This is a genomic window from Pseudomonas sp. HMSC057H01, from assembly GCF_001836405.1.
Lineage (GTDB): Bacteria > Pseudomonadota > Gammaproteobacteria > Pseudomonadales > Pseudomonadaceae > Pseudomonas > Pseudomonas aeruginosa.
Genome location: NZ_KV828411.1, coordinates 76,257 through 92,271, shown reverse-complemented (window position 1 = coordinate 92,271; position 16,015 = coordinate 76,257). Strand labels below are relative to the sequence as shown.

At 68.8% G+C, this 16,015-nt stretch carries 17 protein-coding genes; 9 read left to right on the top strand and 8 right to left on the bottom strand.

Annotated features, from left to right (window positions below; all coding sequences use genetic code 11):
• Positions 1 to 70 precede the first annotated feature (70 nt).
• The 6 genes from speD to cueR all read left to right on the top strand — a co-directional run bounded on the left by speD (position 71) and on the right by cueR (position 5,140).
• The gene (speD, locus tag HMPREF2581_RS05650; RefSeq protein WP_003095236.1) at positions 71 to 553 is read left to right on the top strand and encodes an adenosylmethionine decarboxylase; all 483 of its coding nucleotides are present in this window, start codon (positions 71 to 73) and stop codon (positions 551 to 553) included.
• A complete protein-coding gene (locus HMPREF2581_RS05645) occupies positions 553 to 1,680 on the top strand; it encodes a fused MFS/spermidine synthase (protein WP_016254383.1) in 1,128 nt (375 codons plus the stop codon). The genes speD and HMPREF2581_RS05645 overlap by 1 nt, the downstream gene beginning before the upstream one ends.
• Positions 1,681 to 1,682: 2 nt before the next feature.
• Complete coding sequence (locus HMPREF2581_RS05640; protein WP_004365394.1) at positions 1,683 to 2,543, top strand: RMD1 family protein; 861 nt, start codon at positions 1,683 to 1,685, stop codon at positions 2,541 to 2,543.
• Positions 2,544 to 2,555: 12 nt separating this feature from the next.
• Positions 2,556 to 3,221: a two-component system response regulator PrmA gene (pmrA, locus tag HMPREF2581_RS05635; protein WP_003102236.1), complete on the top strand. Its 666-nt coding sequence runs from the start codon at positions 2,556 to 2,558 to the stop codon at positions 3,219 to 3,221.
• A 23-nt stretch (positions 3,222 to 3,244) separates the two neighbouring features.
• Positions 3,245 to 4,678 carry a two-component system sensor histidine kinase PmrB gene (gene pmrB / locus HMPREF2581_RS05630; protein ID WP_003111296.1) on the top strand — a complete coding sequence of 478 codons (1,434 nt, stop codon included), beginning with the start codon at positions 3,245 to 3,247 and terminating at the stop codon, positions 4,676 to 4,678.
• A 63-nt stretch (positions 4,679 to 4,741) separates the two neighbouring features.
• Positions 4,742 to 5,140, top strand: coding sequence for a Cu(I)-responsive transcriptional regulator (gene cueR / locus HMPREF2581_RS05625; protein ID WP_003095248.1), 399 nt, complete (start codon positions 4,742 to 4,744; stop codon positions 5,138 to 5,140).
• Here cueR and HMPREF2581_RS05620 read toward each other — a convergent pair.
• The 6 genes from HMPREF2581_RS05620 to yedA form a co-directional block, all read right to left on the bottom strand.
• A complete protein-coding gene (locus HMPREF2581_RS05620) occupies positions 5,109 to 5,675 on the bottom strand; it encodes a nucleotidyltransferase family protein (RefSeq protein WP_003102238.1) in 567 nt (188 codons plus the stop codon). The two genes, cueR and HMPREF2581_RS05620, sit on opposite strands and share 32 nt — an antisense overlap.
• A complete protein-coding gene (locus HMPREF2581_RS05615) occupies positions 5,672 to 6,565 on the bottom strand; it encodes an EamA family transporter (RefSeq protein ID WP_003135252.1) in 894 nt (297 codons plus the stop codon). Before HMPREF2581_RS05615 ends, HMPREF2581_RS05620 begins: the two co-directional genes overlap by 4 nt.
• 89 nt (positions 6,566 to 6,654) lie before the next feature.
• Positions 6,655 to 7,548 carry a PA4780 family RIO1-like protein kinase gene (locus HMPREF2581_RS05610; RefSeq protein ID WP_003095255.1) on the bottom strand — a complete coding sequence of 298 codons (894 nt, stop codon included), beginning with the start codon at positions 7,546 to 7,548 and terminating at the stop codon, positions 6,655 to 6,657.
• A gap of 123 nt (positions 7,549 to 7,671) precedes the next feature.
• Entirely contained in the window at positions 7,672 to 8,853 is a 1,182-nt protein-coding gene (locus HMPREF2581_RS05605; RefSeq protein WP_003095256.1) for a cyclic di-GMP phosphodiesterase, read from the bottom strand.
• A gap of 107 nt (positions 8,854 to 8,960) precedes the next feature.
• Positions 8,961 to 9,206: a hypothetical protein gene (locus HMPREF2581_RS05600; RefSeq protein WP_003102243.1), complete on the bottom strand. Its 246-nt coding sequence runs from the start codon at positions 9,204 to 9,206 to the stop codon at positions 8,961 to 8,963.
• 33 nt (positions 9,207 to 9,239) lie between these two features.
• The gene (gene yedA / locus HMPREF2581_RS05595; protein WP_003102245.1) at positions 9,240 to 10,130 is read right to left on the bottom strand and encodes a drug/metabolite exporter YedA; all 891 of its coding nucleotides are present in this window, start codon (positions 10,128 to 10,130) and stop codon (positions 9,240 to 9,242) included.
• A gap of 154 nt (positions 10,131 to 10,284) precedes the next feature.
• Between yedA and HMPREF2581_RS05590 the strand changes: the two genes are divergently transcribed.
• Positions 10,285 to 10,752 carry an Lrp/AsnC family transcriptional regulator gene (locus tag HMPREF2581_RS05590; protein WP_003095262.1) on the top strand — a complete coding sequence of 156 codons (468 nt, stop codon included), beginning with the start codon at positions 10,285 to 10,287 and terminating at the stop codon, positions 10,750 to 10,752.
• A gap of 168 nt (positions 10,753 to 10,920) precedes the next feature.
• Here HMPREF2581_RS05590 and HMPREF2581_RS05585 read toward each other — a convergent pair whose 3' ends face one another.
• The gene (locus HMPREF2581_RS05585; RefSeq protein WP_004365395.1) at positions 10,921 to 12,198 is read right to left on the bottom strand and encodes an acetyl-CoA C-acetyltransferase; all 1,278 of its coding nucleotides are present in this window, start codon (positions 12,196 to 12,198) and stop codon (positions 10,921 to 10,923) included.
• Between the two features lie 254 nt (positions 12,199 to 12,452).
• On the opposite strand from HMPREF2581_RS05585, the gene HMPREF2581_RS05580 reads away from it, so the two are divergent.
• On the top strand, positions 12,453 to 13,808 hold the full coding sequence (locus HMPREF2581_RS05580) for a 3-oxoacyl-ACP reductase (protein WP_004365396.1): 1,356 nt from the start codon (positions 12,453 to 12,455) through the stop codon (positions 13,806 to 13,808).
• Between the two features lie 76 nt (positions 13,809 to 13,884).
• On the opposite strand, the gene HMPREF2581_RS05575 is transcribed toward HMPREF2581_RS05580, so the two are convergent.
• The gene (locus HMPREF2581_RS05575; RefSeq protein ID WP_003095270.1) at positions 13,885 to 14,886 is read right to left on the bottom strand and encodes an AraC family transcriptional regulator; all 1,002 of its coding nucleotides are present in this window, start codon (positions 14,884 to 14,886) and stop codon (positions 13,885 to 13,887) included.
• A 260-nt stretch (positions 14,887 to 15,146) separates the two neighbouring features.
• Here HMPREF2581_RS05575 and HMPREF2581_RS05570 point away from each other — a divergent pair, with 260 nt between their 5' ends.
• Positions 15,147 to 16,004: a MaoC family dehydratase gene (locus tag HMPREF2581_RS05570; RefSeq protein ID WP_004365398.1), complete on the top strand. Its 858-nt coding sequence runs from the start codon at positions 15,147 to 15,149 to the stop codon at positions 16,002 to 16,004.
• Positions 16,005 to 16,015 lie beyond the last annotated feature (11 nt).

The following is a 16,015-nucleotide window of genomic DNA, read 5'->3' as shown; positions in this document are numbered from 1 at the left end:
AAGTCAGCCGCGCCTATCGTGCCTTCCACCGCGAGGACATCCCTCGCCGAAACGGAAGCAGGAGGCCTTCATGGCAATTCAACCGTTGCGACTCGATCCGATCACCGTGCTCGGCAAGCAACTGGTCATCGAGCTGTTCGACTGCGTCGACCAGCGCTTCGACGATATCCAGTGGATCGAGGAAAGCATGCTCGAGGCCGCCCGCCAGGCCAACGCCACCATCATCACCTCGGCGTTCCACAAGTTCAGCCCGATCGGCATCTCCGGCGTGGTGGTGATCGCCGAATCGCACCTGGCGATCCATACCTGGCCGGAGTACGGCTATGCCGCGGTCGACGTGTTCACCTGCGGCGACGTGCTCGATGGCGCCCAGGCCGTGCGCGTGCTCAGCGAACGCCTGGGCAGCCGTCGGCACCTGATCTCGAGCATGGACCGCGGCCTCGGCGGCCATCGCCTGGGGCTGCTCAGCCGCAGCCTGGCCGGCAATGGCCCGGTCGACGAAGACAGCCCGACCCTGCGCTGGGCGCTGGGCCAGGGCACGGGGGTGGCCTGATGGATACGCCGATCGAACGCGCCCCGCTGGCTCCCGACCTGAGCCAGGCCCGTTACGCCGTCGACCTCACCGGCCTGGTGCCGGCGGAGGTCGCCGCCGGGTTGCCGCCGCTGCCGCCGAACCACTTCTATTTCTATCCGCCGGACCCGCTGCTGGAAGGCGACGGCGCGATCACCGCGATCGAGGACAGCGACCCCTTCGACCAGTACGTCTACCGCCTGCGCCGGGTGCTCTACCAGGGCCGCACGCGCTGGCAGAACGTGCTGATCGCCGACACCTACAACTACGACCGCGTGCTGATGCTCGACGGCGCGATCCAGAGCGCCGAGAGCGATGAGTCGCTGTACCACGAGCTGCTGGTGCAGCCGGCCATGCTCGCCCACGACGAGCCGCGCGACGTACTGATCATCGGCGGCGGCGAAGGCGCCACCCTGCGCGAGGTGCTCTCCCATGCCAGCGTGCGGCGGGCGGTGATGGTCGATCTCGACCGGGAGCTGGTGGAACTGTGTCGCGAACACCTGTTCCAGTGGCACCAGGGCGCCTTCGACGACCCACGCTGCGAACTGCTCGCCGAGGACGGCCGGGCCTATCTCGAGCGCGACCCGTCGCTCTATGACGTGGTCATCATCGACGTCGTCGACATGCTCGACAACGGCCCGGCCCAGGCTCTCTATACCCGCCAGTTCTACGAGCTGCTGCATTCGCGCCTGCGACCGGGCGGGGTGGTCGCGGTGCAGGGGCTGGAGTTCTCCCACAGCGACGACAAGCCCCACGCGGCCCTCGCCCGTACCCTGCGCAGTGTCTTCTCCCAGGTCCACAGCTACCGCGCCACGGTGCCCTCGTTCCTCTCCTCCTGGGGCTTCCTGCTGGCTTCCGACTGGCTCGACGCGAACCACTGGCAGGCCGAGGACATCGACCGACGCATCGAACGCAAGCTCGGCCCGCTGTGGCTCGACCACCTCGACGGCGACTACCTCAAGGCCTGCTTCGTGATGGACCGGGAAACCCGCTTCCTGCTCGCCCAGCCGGGACCGGTACTGGAAGACGGCGTACCCTTCGTCGCACCGCCGGATATCGAGGAGATCGAGTTCGGCCCGGCACAATTGCCGGCCCTGGCGAGGACCTGAAGATGTCCGCCGCTCCCCTGGCCAGCGTACCGCTGGCCGTCAACGGCGCGCCCTGCCTGCTGCACCGGGTACGCTTCCGCTCCGCCGCGGACAGCGGCGGCCTGCCGCTGCTGGCCACCCTGCGCGATCCGCAGCCGGCGCTGGCGCTTCTGGCGCAGCGCAGCGAGCTGGGCGAAGACGCGAAACTGCCGGACACCGCCGGCGACAACGAACTGCTGGTGATCTTCGCCAGCGCCGGCCTGCAGACCGGACACGCCTGGCGTCAGCGCCTGGAAGCCTGGATGGCCGCCGGCGAGGACGAGCGCCAGCCACCCCTGGAAGCGCCCTCGTTCGGCGAGCGGGTGCTGTGGCGCCCCGGCCGCGCGCTGATCATCGGCAACCCCGAACGCTGCCAGGAACTGCTCGAGGGCCTGGCCGTCTTCGCCTGGCACGAAGGTCACCTGCGGCGCCTGGAAGACGACACCGCGGCGGCCTGGGAGCCGGCCCAGGCCGATGTCGAACTGACCCAGCTACCGCGCCGTGCCGCCCTGCGGCGCCAGGAACATGTGAACCGGCAGGTACGACGCACTACACTCTGGCGCATGGCCTACGCCCGCCTGGAGTCGCACCTGGAGAAGCCGCCGCTGCAACTGAACAGCGCTGTGCGCCGGCTCTACAACGAACTGGCCATGCAGGCCGAAGTGCACGATCGCCTGGCGACCCTGGACGACCGCATCGAAGTGCTGCAGGACCTCTACGAATTGGCCGCCGACCGCCTCGGTGAATACCGTTACTTCCGGGGCGAACTGCGGGTCGAATGGCTGATCGTCGCCATCCTCCTGCTGGAGGCCGGCCTGAGCCTGTGGGAATTGTGGAATCACTGAAACGAGGCTGCCATGAGAATACTGCTGGCCGAGGACGACCTGCTGCTCGGCGACGGCATCCGCGCCGGGCTGCGCCTGGAAGGCGATACCGTGGAATGGGTGACCGACGGCGTGGCCGCGGAGAACGCGCTGGTCACCGACGAGTTCGACCTGCTGGTGCTCGACATCGGCCTGCCGCGCCGCAGCGGCCTGGACATCCTGCGCAACCTGCGTCACCAGGGCCTGCTCACCCCGGTGCTGCTGCTCACCGCGCGGGACAAGGTGGCCGACCGGGTCGCCGGGCTCGACAGCGGTGCCGACGACTACCTGACCAAGCCCTTCGATCTCGACGAACTGCAGGCACGGGTGCGCGCCCTGACCCGCCGCACCACCGGTCGCGCCCTGCCGCAACTGGTGCACGGCGAGCTGCGCCTGGACCCGGCGACCCACCAGGTGACCCTGTCCGGCCAGGCGGTGGAACTGGCGCCGCGCGAATACGCGCTGCTGCGCCTGCTGCTGGAGAACAGCGGCAAGGTGCTCTCGCGCAACCAACTGGAGCAGAGCCTCTACGGCTGGAGCGGCGACGTCGAGAGCAACGCCATCGAGGTCCATGTCCATCACCTGCGGCGCAAGCTCGGCAACCAGTTGATCCGCACCGTCCGCGGCATCGGCTACGGCATCGACCAGCCGGCGCCCTGAAAACCGCCTACCGGAGTCCTCCGATGCCGCGTACCGCCGTCCCCTCCGTCCGCCGGCGCCTGCTGATCAACCTGCTGGTCGGCTTCGTGCTGTGCTGGCTGAGCGTGGCGGCGCTGACCTACCACCTCTCGCTGAAGCAGGTGAACCGCCTGTTCGACGACGACATGGTGGACTTCGGCGAAGCCGCCCTGCGCCTGCTCGACCTTGCCACCGAAGACCAGGCCAGCGAGGACGGCTCGATCACCGAGATCATCGAACGCAGCCGCGAGGCGATCCAGGGCCTGCCCCTGCTGCGCCGCGAAAGCGCCCTCGGCTACGCCCTGTGGCGCGACGGCCAGCCGCTGCTGTCGAGCCTCAACCTGCCGCCGGAGATCACGGCCCAGGGCCCCGGCTTCAGCACCGTGGAAGCCCAGGGCACCCACTGGCGGGTGCTCCAGCTGAACATCGACGGCTTCCAGATCTGGATCAGCGAAAACCTGATCTACCGCCAGCACACCATGAACCTGCTGCTGTTCTATTCGCTGTTCCCGCTGCTGCTGGCGCTGCCGTTGCTCGGCGGCCTGGTCTGGTTCGGCGTTGCCCGCGGCCTGGCGCCGCTACGCGAAGTGCAGGCCGAGGTCCAGCAGCGCTCCGCGCGACACCTGCAGCCGATCGCGGTGGAGGCGGTGCCGCTGGAGATCCGCGGCCTCATCGACGAACTCAACCTCCTGCTGGAGCGCCTGCGCACCGCCCTCGAGGCCGAACGCCGACTGACCAGCGACGCCGCCCATGAGATCCGCACGCCGCTGGCCAGCCTGCGCACCCATGCCCAGGTCGCGCTGCGTTCGGAAGACCCCAAGGCCCACGCCCGCGGCCTGCTGCAAGTCAGTCGCAGCGTCGAGCGGATCAGCACCTTGATGGAGCAGATCCTGCTTCTCGCCCGCCTCGACGGCGACGCCCTGCTGGAGCAATTCCACCCGGTCAACCTCGCCACCCTGGCCGAAGACGTACTCTCCGAACTGGCGCGCCAGGCCATCGACAAGGACATCGAGCTGTCGTTGCACCAGGAGACCGTGCACGTGATGGGCATCGACCTGTGGCTGAAGGCGATGGTCGGCAACCTGGTGGGCAACGCCCTGCGCTACACACCGGCCGGGGGCCAGGTCGAGATCCGCGTCGAGAATCGCGCCCAGCACGCCGTGCTGCGGGTGCGCGACAACGGCCCCGGGGTCGCCCTGGAAGAGCAGCAGGCGATCTTCACCCGCTTCTACCGCAGCCCCGCCACCAGCAGCGGCGAGGGCAGCGGCCTGGGCCTGCCGATCGTCAAGCGCATCGTCGAACTGCACTTCGGCAGTATCGGCCTGGGCAAGGGACTGGAGGGCAAAGGGCTGGAAGTACAGGTGTTCCTGCCGAAGACCCAGCCGGACGCGACGCGGCCGCCGGCCAGAGGTCCGGACAGCGGGCGGTCACATATCTGATAGCCTGCGCATTGGCCGGGAAAGGGATAGGCTAGCGGCTTCGCAACCTCCCAGGAGACCCGGATGAACATCGGTGAAGCGGCGAAGAAAAGCGGACTGACGCCGAAGATGATCCGTTACTACGAGTCCATCGAGCTGCTCCGCCCAGCCGGACGCAGCGCCAGCGGCTACCGCCACTACAACGAGAACGACCTGCATACCCTGGCGTTCATCCGCCGTTCGCGGGACCTCGGTTTCTCCCTCGACGAAGTCGGCAAGCTGCTCACCCTCTGGCAGGATCGCCAGCGTGCCAGTGCCGACGTCAAGGCCCTGGCGGCGCAGCACGTGCGCGAGCTGAATCGCAAGATCGAGGAGCTCAGCACCCTGCGCGACACCCTGCAGGACCTGGTCGAGCACTGCCAGGGCGACCACCGCCCCGACTGCCCGATCCTCAAGGACCTGGCGTCTGGCTGCTGCCACTGATATCCAGCAGTGGCCAGCGCGCCGTCCAGTTCTTCTCCCGCAGGCGCCGCCGGTAGACCTCCGGCTTGCCGGCGAAATGCGCGGTGGGCCGCACCTTCAGCGCCAGCAGGTCGTCGACGCCCAGCGGTGCCAGTAGCTCCAGGCGTTCGCCGACGAGCCGCAGCGCCACCGCCGTGCACGTTTCCGCCCAGTGGCACAGCGCATCGGCGCAATCCCGGTAGGGCCGGTCGCCGTTGCGCAGGTGCATGCGCGCCTGGTTCTTCACCGACCAGGGCGCCTCGCAGCGACGGCGCAACGCGGCCTCGAAGTCGGCGTCGGCCTGCGGGTCGAGGGCCCGCGGGGCGAAATGAAGTACGTCGATGTCCGCCAGCGGCGTGGCTTCGCCGTAGCCATGCAGATGGTCCCATACCGCGTTGCGCACGAAGCCGGCGCCGATCCAGGCGCCCTCCGGGCCGACCTCGCGCAGCACGCGGAGCAGATGCAGGCGCGAGGAATCGGCGGCGATCAGCGCGAGGATGTCTTCCGCCGTTTTCATCCCACCCGCCGCACCGGCCAGGCGAAGCGTCGCAGCAGGCTGGCCGGCAACAGGGTGATGGCCAGCCCGACGAACACCAGCGCGCAGGCCAGCAGGCTGTCCAGGTCGAGGCGTTCGCCGAGCAGCAGCCAGCCGGCGAGCATGCCCGACACCGGCACCGCCAGGGCGAACGGCGTCACCAGGCTGGCCGGGTAGTGGCGCAGGAGGAAACTCCAGATGGCGAAGCCCACCGTGGTCGCGCCGAAGGCGATGTAGAGCAGCGCGCCGAAGCCGCCCCAGCTCATGTTCAGCACTGCGCGCTCGATGGCGTGCGGACCTTCGAATAGATAGGAAAGCGCCAGCAGCGGCAAAGGCGGGACCAGGCTGACCCAGCAGATCAGGCGCAGCATGTCGGTGGCCCCGGAACGCTTGGTGGCGATGTTGGCGAAGGACCAGGCCAGCGCCGCGGCGACCACCAGCAGGAATGCCAGCAGGCTGTCTCCCAGCGGCCGCTCCAGGCCGATCAGGACCAGCCCCGCCGCCGCCAGCAGGAGGCCGAACAACCCGCGCGGCGACGGCCGCTCGCCCAGCCACAGGGCGGCGATGAGGATGGTGAAGAATACCTGGCTCTGCAGCACCAGCGACGACAGCCCGGCCGGCATGCCCTGGGCCATGCCGACGAACAGCAGGCCGAACTTGACCACTCCGAGGAGCACGCCGATCAGCAGGATGCGTCCGAACGGCGCCGGCATCGGCCCGCGCAGGACCAGCAGCGGCAGCGCCGCCAGGGCGAAGCGCAGGGCGCAGAACAGTAGCGGCGGGAAGTCGCCGAGGCCGACCTTGATAACGACGAAGTTCAGACCCCAGATCAGGGTCACCAGCAGGGCGAGCAGGATATGTGCAACAGGCATGGCGGCCTCCGGAAAACTTCAGGCCACGCTAGCAGTTGCGTGCGCAAGGGTCGCGATACAGTTGGCGGGAAAAAACATCCGCCAGCCGCTCACTGCAACCAGGGCGGCGGCGGTTCCTCGCGCTCGCCACGCGGCGCGTCGTCGGCCTGGCGCAGCGCCTGGCGACGCGCCTCCTCGCGCTGCGCGGCCTCGATCTCGCGGAGCACCGCGCGCACGTCGGCGGCCTCTTCGGCTTCGACGAAGGTGCCGCTGAGCGGGGTTTCCGCTGTCAGCTCGCCGGCTTCGTAGAGCGCCCACATTTCCTTGGCATAGCGGGTCTGCCTGAGTTCCGGGGCGAAGCGGCCGAAGTAGGCGGCCATGTTGCCGACGTCGCGTTCGAGCATGCTGAACGCATGGTTGTTGCCGGCCGCGTCGACCGCCTGCGGCAAGTCGATGATCACCGGGCCATCCGGACCGAGCAGGACGTTGAACTCGGAGAGGTCGCCGTGCACCAGGCCGGCGCAGAGCATGGCAACGATCTGGCGGATCAGGAAAGCGTGGTGGCGCCGTGCCTCGTCGGGCTCCAGCGTCACGTCGTTGAGACGCGGCGCAGCATCGCCGTCGGCGTCCGCCACCAGTTCCATCAGCAACACGCCATCGAGGAAATCATAGGGCTTCGGCACCCGCACACCGGCCCCGGCGAGACGGAACAGGGCCGCCACTTCGGCATTCTGCCAGGCTTCCTCCTGTTCGCGGCGGCCATACTTCGAGCCCTTGGCCATGGCCCGCGCCTGGCGGCTGTTGCGGACCTTGCGGCCCTCCTGGTACTCGGCGGCCTGGCGGAAGCTGCGCTTGTTGGCCTCCTTGTAGACCTTGGCGCAACGCAGGCTGTCGCCGCAACGCACCACATAGACCGAGGCTTCCTTGCCGCTCATCAGCGGGCGCACGACCTCGTCGATCAGACCGTCTTCGATCAACGGTTCCAGGCGTCTGGGTGTCTTCATCGGTGCTACGCGGTTCCTCGGGGCCAATGTGGAAGGCAAAGGGTCTGACGTTATACGGCAAACGCCGTGCCGAGCACAGCCGGACGCGCCGGCTTTCCGCCGGACTGCGCACCGATCGGCGTACTAGGCTGGTGGCGCGGTGAGTTCGATGCTTTCCGCCACCGCCTGTTCCAGCCGCTGCATCTCCACGTCCAGCGCCTCGGCGCTGTCGGCGTAGCGCTGGGCAACCTCGGCGAAAGCGTCGGCCACGGCGACGAAGGCCTCCACCAGCCGTGGGTCGAATTCACTGTCGGCGCCGGCCTGGATCAACAGCACCGCCTCGGCGTGTGCCAGCGGCGGCCGGTAGGCGTGCCGGCTGGTCAGTTCATCGTAGCGGTCGGCCAGGGCGACGATCCGCGCCGCCAGGGGAATCCGCTCGCCCGCCAGGCCCTCCGGAAAGCCCCGGCCATCCCAGCGTTCGTGATGGCTGTAGGCGATCTGCCGGGCGAAGCGGAGGAACCCGGAAGGCTGGCCGAGCCGCCGCTCGGCGCTGGCCAGGGCGTCGCGTCCGGCGCGGGTATGGCCCTGTAGCAGGGCGGTGTCGGCGGCGTCCAGTTGCCCGGGGTTGAGCAGGACCCGGTCGGGCACCGCGACCTTGCCGATGTCATGCAACAGCGCCGACTTGCTCAGCAGGTCGACAGCCTCCGGAGTCAGCTCGTCGGCGAACGCCCGCTGCGCCGCCAGGTGCTCGGCGAGCAGCCTGACATAGCGCTCGATACGCGGAAGATGGCGGCTGCGCGGGTTGTCGCGAAGATCGCCAAGGGTTGCCAGGGCTTCGATGACGGCGTCCTGCAACTGTTGCAGCTGGCGCGTGCGACGGCGCACTTCGAGTTCCAGGTATTCGCTCTTGTCGCGCAGGAAATCGGCATTGGCCTTCAGTTGCAGGTGGGTGCGCACCCGCGCCAGGACGATCGGCGGGCTCACCGGCTTGCCCAGGTAATCCACCGCGCCCAGGGCCAGGCCCTGTTGCTCGTCGTCGCGATCGGCGCGGGCAGTGAGAAACATCAACGGGATGTCGCGGGTCAGCGGATCGGCCTTGAGCCGTCGGCAGACCTCGTAGCCGTCCATGCCCGGCATGTTCACGTCGAGCAGGATCAGGTCCGGGCGCGGCTCTTCGACGGCCGCCCGCAGCCCGGCCGGGCCGCTGCCGGCGGTGCGCACGCGGTACTGCTCCTCGAGCAGCTCGCGCATCAGCAGCAGGTTGTCCGGGGTGTCGTCCACCACCAGCACGAGTTCCTGCTCGGGCCTGTCCAGCATGCTCTCCATCGCCCCTCCGGCCTTCGCTACGGGGCCGCCTGGCGGCGACCGTCACTCCGTATTGAAGACGCTGGAGACGACTTCTGCACGCCCGGTCAGGCGCCCGGGGCGACCGTTCAGGGCGTCAGGCGGAAACGCAGTGGCGAATCCTCGGCCTCGGCGCCGTTCTCGCTCTCGCCGAAGGCCCGGCGCTCGATGGGGTCCTGGCCGAAATACTCCTTGATCGGCGACTCGATGGCCTTGCCGCCGGGGCTCACGTGACTGGCGCAACCGCCAAGGAACACCAGGACCACACCGATGACCAGCGCTTTCATCTTCGTACCCCCGTCAGCCCGGCCCATCCGGGCGCTGCGCCGCAGCATGGCGCAGCCCTCCTTAGGGATCGCTTAAGGCATTCAGGCGGCGGCGCGGCTGGCGCGCCACTGGGGCAGGCCGATGAGCACCACGGCGCTGATGATCACCAGCATCGCCAGCCCCTCGATACCGCCGATCCGCTCGCCGGCGAACAGGGTGCCGAGCAACACCGCCACCGCCGGATTGACGTAGGCATAGCTGGTGGCCGCCGCCGGCCGTACGTTGCGCAGCAGGTACTGGTAGGCGCTGAAGGCGATGATCGAGCCGAACAGGATCAGGTACACCAGCGCCAGCCAGCCGCTGGTGCTCGGCCAATGCTCCAGGCGCTCACCGCTGGCCAGACTGCCGACCAGCAGCACCGCGCCGCCGACCAGCATTTCCGCGGCGCTGGCCATCGGTCCGGCCGGCAGCGACAGGCGCCGGCTCCACACCGAGCCGAAGGCCCAGGACGCGGCGGCGAACAGGATCAGGCCGGCGCCGGCAGGGCTGGCCTGGAGGTTCGAACCGAGGTTGAGCAGGACGATGCCGAACAGCCCGAGCACGATGCCGCCCCATTCCAGGGTGGTGTTGCGCTGGCCGAACAACTGGCTGAACAGCAGAGTGAACAGCGGCACCGTAGCCACCGCGAGGGCCGCCACCCCGGAAGACACGCCCCAGTGCTCGGCCACCGTCACCCCGCCGTTGCCGCAACTGAGCAGGAGGATTCCGACGATCCCCGCGCCGCGCCACTCGCGCCAGGTCGGCAGCGGCGCGCCGCGCCAGCGCAACCAGGCGAACATCAGGCCGCCGGCGATGACGAAGCGCACCCCGGCCATCAGCATCGGTGGCCAGGACTCGACGCCGAAGCGGATCGCCAGGTAAGTGGAGCCCCAGATGAAGTACAGGGCGAAGAACGCACCGAAAAGCAACAGCGGAATGCGACGGGCAGGCATGGAAAGCACTCGACAGGGCAGGCGGGAGAAAGACTTCATTTTATGAGGTCGCTACCCGCCGGTTAAGACACAGCCGCTGGTTATCGGGACGTAACACTTTTCTTTCCATGGAAATCGGCCATGCTTTCCGTCGATTCGACAACCGGGACCCATCATGGACAAATACGACCGTGCGCTCCTCGCCGCCCTGATCGACAACGGCCGCCTGACCTTCGCCGAACTGGCCCGGCGCATCAACCTGTCGCCCCCGGCGGTGGCCGACCGGGTGGCCAAGCTGGAGGCCGAAGGGGTGATTACCGGCTACCACGCCTCGGTGAACCTGGCCAAGCTCGGCCTGCCCATCGAGTGCGTGATCGAACTGCGGATCACCGAGAAGGATTGCCAGTCGGTGCTCGACGAACTGGCCCGGATCCCCCAACTGACCCTCTGCCACCGGATCACCGGCGACGCCTGCGTGCTGATGAAGGCCGCCGTGGCTTCGATGCCGGAGCTGCAGGACCTGATCGACCGGCTGATGAAGTTCGGCATCAGCAAGACCTCGATGATCCTCTCCACCCCCTTCGCCGACCGCCAGCCGGCAAGCCTGCGGGGGCAGGACGGCAATGGCGGATGTGCGGCGTGAGCCCTTCGCCGGGGTTATCCGGCAGGCGTCGGGATCCGTACCTTCATCGCCGCCACGAACCCGAACCGTAGGGCACCGGCAAAAAAAAGGCGGTCCCGTTCGCACGGCACCGCCCAAGTCACGGAGTTGCTTACATCGTCGAGCGACAAGGCCGCTCGCCCTATTGGATTACCGCTCGATGATCGCGGTCACACCCTGCCCACCGGCGGCGCAGATGGAAATCAGCCCGCGTCCCTGCTCCGCCACCGAGAGCAGCTTGGCCAGGTTGGCGACGATCCGTCCTCCCGTGGCGGCGAACGGGTGGCCGGCGGCCAGCGAGCTGCCCTTGACGTTGAGCTTGCTGCGGTCGATGGAGCCCAGCGGCTGGTCGAGGCCGAGACGGGTCTTGCAGTACTCGGGGTCTTCCCAGGCCTTCAGGGTGCAGAGCACCTGGGCGGCGAAGGCCTCGTGGATCTCGTAGTAGTCGAAGTCCTGCAGGCTCAGGCCGTTGCGTGCCAGCAGCCGCGGCACCGCGTAGACCGGCGCCATCAGCAGGCCCTCCTGGCGATCGACGAAGTTCACCGCCGCCGCCTCGCCGTCCTTGAAGTAGGCCAGGATCGGCAGGCCGCGCGCCTTCGCCCACTCCTCGCTGGCCAGCAGTACCACCGAGGCGCCGTCGGTCAGCGGCGTCGAGTTGGCCGCCGTGAGGGTGCCGCGCGAGCCGCGCTCGAACACCGGCTTGAGGGTGCCGATCTTCTCCAGGTCGATATCCGGGCGCAGGTTCTGGTCGCGGGTCAGGCCGCGGAACGGCGTCATCAGGTCGTTCTGCCAGCCTTCCTCATAGGCCGCGGCCAGCTTGTGGTGGCTCTCGAAGGCCAGCCTGTCCTGCTCGTCGCGGGGAATCTGCCAGGTCTGCGCCATCAGTTCGCAGGACTCCCCCATCGACAGCCCGGTGCGCGGCTCGCCGTTGCGCGGGATGGCCGGGACCACGTGGCGCGGGCGGATCTTCAATAGGCTCCTGAGCTTGTCCAGGTTGCTCTTGCCACGGTTGGCCTCGAGGAGAATCTTGCGCAGACCCTCGTTGACCCCGATCGGCGCGTCGGAAGTGGTGTCGACGCCGCCGGCGATGCCGCTGTCGATCTGCCCGAGGGCGATCTTGTTGGCCACCAGGATCGCCGCCTCCAGGCCGGTACCGCAGGCCTGCTGGATATCGTAGGCCGGGGTTTCCGGGGCCAGGCGCGAACCGAGCACGCATTCGCGGGTCAGGTTGAAGTCGCGCGAATGCTTCAGCACGGCGCCGGCCACCACCTCGCCAAGACGCTCGCCATGCAGGTTGTAGCGCTCCACCAGGCCTTCCAGGGCGGAAGTGAGCATCTCCTGGTTGCTCGCCGTGGCGTACACGGTGTTCGAGCGGGCGAAGGGAATACGGTTGCCGCCGACAATGGCGACCCGGCGCAGCTGGGTCATGGAAGAACTCCTTGCTGGAATCGTTTACGCCGAGCCGAGGCTCGACCCGTTAACTGAGCGGTCAGTGGCGCACAGGCTAACCTTAGCCGGTCGCGTCGCATTGGCCGCCCTGCCGTTATCCCGGTCAGCGCGGTCAATTGCGGCGAACAGGTGGCTGCGTAGAGTTGTCCACACTGTTACCCGCGTTCCCTCGGCATCGTTGGCCGGCGGAATCCACCTTCAGCCTTGGAGCCTTTCCACCGGGAGCCCGTTCCATGACCGATCGTTACATCGCCTTCGCCAACTCCCCCGTCGGCCGCCGCCTGGTTGGCGCCGTCGGCCTTCCCTCCCCGCTGCGCCTGGAGCGCTGGCAGGCCGGCCGGGTGCGGCCGGTGGACGGCCCGCTGGTGATCGGCGGGAGCGGCGCGCTGGCCGAGGCCATGCTGCCCTTCGCCGGCAAGCTGACCGACGCAGTGTTCGCCGCCGTCGAGGGACAGTTCGAGCTGCCGCGCTGGACCGCCGAGCACAGCCCACGGGCCAAGGCGGTGCTGTTCGACGCCAGCGGCCTGACCCGCTTCGAGCAGTTGGTGGCGCTGCGCGACTTCTTCCAGCCGGTGCTCAAGGGCCTCGACAAGTGCCCGAAGGTGGTGGTCCTCGGACGCGCCCCCGAGTCTCTCAAGGACCCGGTCGCCGCCAGCGTGCAACGCAGCCTGGAAGGTTTCACCCGCTCCCTGGGCAAGGAAATCCGTCGCGGCGGCAACGTGCAGTTGCTGTACGTCGGCAAGGGCGCCGAGGACCAACTGGAAGGCGCACTGCGCTTCTTCCTCTCGCCGAAGAGCGCCTACGTCTCCGGCCAGGTGATCCGTCTTGCCGCCAACAGCGCCCAGGTCCACGACTGGAGCAAGCCGCTGGCCGGCCAGCGCGCGCTGGTCACCGGCGCCGCCCGCGGCATTGGCGCGGCCATCGCGGAAACCCTGGCGCGCGACGGCGCGGAAGTGGTGCTGCTCGACGTGCCGCCGGCCAGGGAGGCCCTCGAAGGCCTCGCCGCGCGCCTCGGCGGCCGTGCCGTGGCTCTCGACATCTGCGCCGCGGACGCCGGGCAGCAACTGGTGGACGCGCTGCCTGAGGGCGTCGATATCGTCGTGCACAACGCCGGGATCACTCGCGACAAGACCCTGGCGAAGATGAGCAGCGACTTCTGGAACTCGGTGATCAACGTCAACCTCAATGCCCCGCAGGTGCTGACCCAGGCCCTGCTCGACGGCGGCAAGCTGCATGACAACGGCCGGGTGGTGTTGCTGGCGTCGATCAGCGGCATCGCCGGCAACCTCGGGCAGAGCAACTACGCGGTGAGCAAGGCCGGCCTGATCGGCCTGGCCCAGGCCTGGGCGCCGGCGCTGGGCAAGCGCGGCATCACCATCAACGCGGTGGCGCCGGGGTTCATCGAGACGCAGATGACCGCCGCCATTCCGCTGACCATCCGCGAGGCCGGCCGGCGGATGAACTCCATGAGCCAGGGCGGCCTGCCGCAGGACGTCGCCGAAACGGTGGCCTGGTTCGCCCAGCCGTCGTCCGGCGCGGTCAGCGGCCAGGTGCTGAGGGTGTGCGGGCAGAGCCTGCTGGGGGCCTGAGGCGGCCCCTGACTCCCCTGCGACGGGCAGGCGCCCTGCACCAGGAAAACACCGGTAGCCCCCTTTCGGACAGGCCCTACCCGCGCCCCTGCTGCCCGCGCCGGCGGAACTCCACCGGCGTCTCACCGACCCAGCGCTTGAACGCGCGATAGAAGGTGCTCGGCTCGGAAAACCCGGTGCGTTCGACGATCACTTCGATGCGCTCGTCGGTCTTCAGCAGCAGTTCCTTGGCCAGTCGGCAGCGGTAGTCGGTGACCAGGTCGTTGAAGCGCACCCCGGCCATCGCCAGGCGTTCGCGCAGACGTCGGGCCGGCATGCCGAGGCGCGCGGCGACCTGCTCCAGGGTGGCGCCTCCGTCCACCAGCAACTCGCCGATCAGTTCGCGGACCTGGCGCACCAGGTCCAGGCGCTCCACTTCGGCCAGTTGCCGGCGCGCCAGCGACTCATGCATGCGCAGCAGTTCCGGGGCGGCGTGGCGCGAGGGTTTGTCCAGCACCGCGGCATCGAATACCAGCGCGTAGCGCGGCATGCCGAGGATCGTCGGGCAGCCGTAGACCGCACGGTAGCGCTCCATCGGCGCGCCGGTTTCGTTCATCAGTTGCACTTCCAGCGGCTTGAACTCGCCCTCGGTGAGCGCGCCGAACAGGCGGATCACCGCGCCGGCGAGCATTTCCGGGAAGTGACGGTTGATCGCCGGCGATTCGCCCAGCGACAGCACCGCGCGCTCGCCCTCCACCTCCAGTTGCGCCTGCAGGGTGTCGGACAGCAGGCGTACGTAGCGCAGGGAATGGCGCAGGCCGGCGCCGAAGGTATCGCTGGAAAGGAACAGGTATTCCAGGAGCAGGCCGTGGAACGCCGGCAGGTGCTCGGCCAGGTGCAGGCCGACATGCTCTTCGCCGCACTCGTCGGCGGCGGCCTTCCAGAACAGGTTCTGTGCGGAATGGGGGAAACGGCCGGCCGGCAGGCCACCCGGCGGCAGCCCGACACGGACCAGGACCCGGTCCGGATCGCAGCCGCTGGCGCGCAGGGCGTCGATCACCGGGCGCATCAGCGCTACATCGTCGGTCAGATCACGCATGGTGTTTTTTCTAGTTATCCATGGGGCGGGCCCATCTTAGGCAGCTTTGCCATCCCCTCTCAAGGAGAGGCCATAGAAATAACCCATCCCGCATGACGGAAAAACCCTCAGATCGACTAGCCGCCGGCGTGGTCGAAAATCTCGATGCAGACGCATTCCGGAGCCGATTGACCGCCCTGCCAGCGGCGTCGGCCAGGCGGCCAATGCCTGCTGCGGGTGCTCGACTAAGCTGACAGCCACCTATTTCGAGGAGATGTCCAATGCCCACCGCCTGGCTCGACCTGCCCGCCCCACCCGCCCTGCCCGGCCTGTTCCTGCGCGCCGCACTGCGCCGCGGCATCCGCGGCAAGGCCCTGCCCGAGCGCGGCCTGCGCAGCCAGGTCACGGTGGACCCGAAGCACCTCGAGCGCTACCGCCAGGTCTGCGGCTTCCGCGACGACGGCCTGCTGCCGCCGACCTACCCGCACATCCTCGCCTTCCCGCTGCAGATGGCGCTGCTCACCGACAAGCGCTTCCCCTTCCCGCTGCTCGGTCTGGTCCACCTGGAGAACCGCATCGACGTGCTGCGCGCGCTCGGCGGCCTCGGCCCGTTCACCGTGAGCGTCGCGGTGGAAAACCTGCAACCGCACGACAAGGGCGCCACCTTCAGCATCGTCACCCGCCTGGAAGACCAGCTTGGCCTGCTCTGGGTCGGCGACAGCAAGGTGCTCTGCCGCGGCGTCAAGCTGCCCGGCGAGATTCCGCCGAAAGCCGAGCAGGAGCCGCTGCCGCTGGAGCCGGCCGACAACTGGAAGGCGCCCGCCGACATCGGCCGGCGCTATGCCCGTGCCGCCGGCGACTACAACCCGATCCACCTGTCGGCGCCCAGCGCCAAGCTGTTCGGCTTTCCCCGCGCCATCGCCCACGGCCTGTGGAACAAGGCTCGCAGCCTGGCCGCCCTCGGCGAGCGGCTGCCGGCCTCGGGCTATCGGGTCGAGGTGCGCTTCCAGAAGCCGGTGCTGCTGCCGGCCAGCCTCACCCTCCTGGCCAGCGCGGCGGCGGCGGACGGCCAGTTCAGCCTGCGCGGCAAGGACGACCTGCCGCACATGGCCGGGCATTGGAGCCGGCTACAGGGCTGACGCCGGTCCGC

What these genes read in the sequence shown, in the direction of transcription:
- HMPREF2581_RS05570 (WP_004365398.1), top strand. Translation starts at nt 15,147, where the DNA reads ATGCCCACCGCCTGGCTCGACCTGCCCGCCCCACCCGCCCTGCCCGGC.
- speD (WP_003095236.1), top strand. Translation starts at nt 71, where the DNA reads ATGGCAATTCAACCGTTGCGACTCGATCCGATCACCGTGCTCGGCAAG.
- HMPREF2581_RS05620 (WP_003102238.1), bottom strand. Translation starts at nt 5,675, where the DNA reads ATGAAAACGGCGGAAGACATCCTCGCGCTGATCGCCGCCGATTCCTCG.
- HMPREF2581_RS05645 (WP_016254383.1), top strand. Translation starts at nt 553, where the DNA reads ATGGATACGCCGATCGAACGCGCCCCGCTGGCTCCCGACCTGAGCCAG.
- HMPREF2581_RS05615 (WP_003135252.1), bottom strand. Translation starts at nt 6,565, where the DNA reads ATGCCTGTTGCACATATCCTGCTCGCCCTGCTGGTGACCCTGATCTGG.
- cueR (WP_003095248.1), top strand. Translation starts at nt 4,742, where the DNA reads ATGAACATCGGTGAAGCGGCGAAGAAAAGCGGACTGACGCCGAAGATG.
- HMPREF2581_RS05640 (WP_004365394.1), top strand. Translation starts at nt 1,683, where the DNA reads ATGTCCGCCGCTCCCCTGGCCAGCGTACCGCTGGCCGTCAACGGCGCG.
- HMPREF2581_RS05580 (WP_004365396.1), top strand. Translation starts at nt 12,453, where the DNA reads ATGACCGATCGTTACATCGCCTTCGCCAACTCCCCCGTCGGCCGCCGC.
- HMPREF2581_RS05610 (WP_003095255.1), bottom strand. Translation starts at nt 7,548, where the DNA reads ATGAAGACACCCAGACGCCTGGAACCGTTGATCGAAGACGGTCTGATC.
- pmrA (WP_003102236.1), top strand. Translation starts at nt 2,556, where the DNA reads ATGAGAATACTGCTGGCCGAGGACGACCTGCTGCTCGGCGACGGCATC.
- pmrB (WP_003111296.1), top strand. Translation starts at nt 3,245, where the DNA reads ATGCCGCGTACCGCCGTCCCCTCCGTCCGCCGGCGCCTGCTGATCAAC.
- HMPREF2581_RS05585 (WP_004365395.1), bottom strand. Translation starts at nt 12,198, where the DNA reads ATGACCCAGCTGCGCCGGGTCGCCATTGTCGGCGGCAACCGTATTCCC.
- yedA (WP_003102245.1), bottom strand. Translation starts at nt 10,130, where the DNA reads ATGCCTGCCCGTCGCATTCCGCTGTTGCTTTTCGGTGCGTTCTTCGCC.
- HMPREF2581_RS05605 (WP_003095256.1), bottom strand. Translation starts at nt 8,853, where the DNA reads ATGGAGAGCATGCTGGACAGGCCCGAGCAGGAACTCGTGCTGGTGGTG.
- HMPREF2581_RS05590 (WP_003095262.1), top strand. Translation starts at nt 10,285, where the DNA reads ATGGACAAATACGACCGTGCGCTCCTCGCCGCCCTGATCGACAACGGC.
- HMPREF2581_RS05600 (WP_003102243.1), bottom strand. Translation starts at nt 9,206, where the DNA reads ATGCTGCGGCGCAGCGCCCGGATGGGCCGGGCTGACGGGGGTACGAAG.
- HMPREF2581_RS05575 (WP_003095270.1), bottom strand. Translation starts at nt 14,886, where the DNA reads ATGCGTGATCTGACCGACGATGTAGCGCTGATGCGCCCGGTGATCGAC.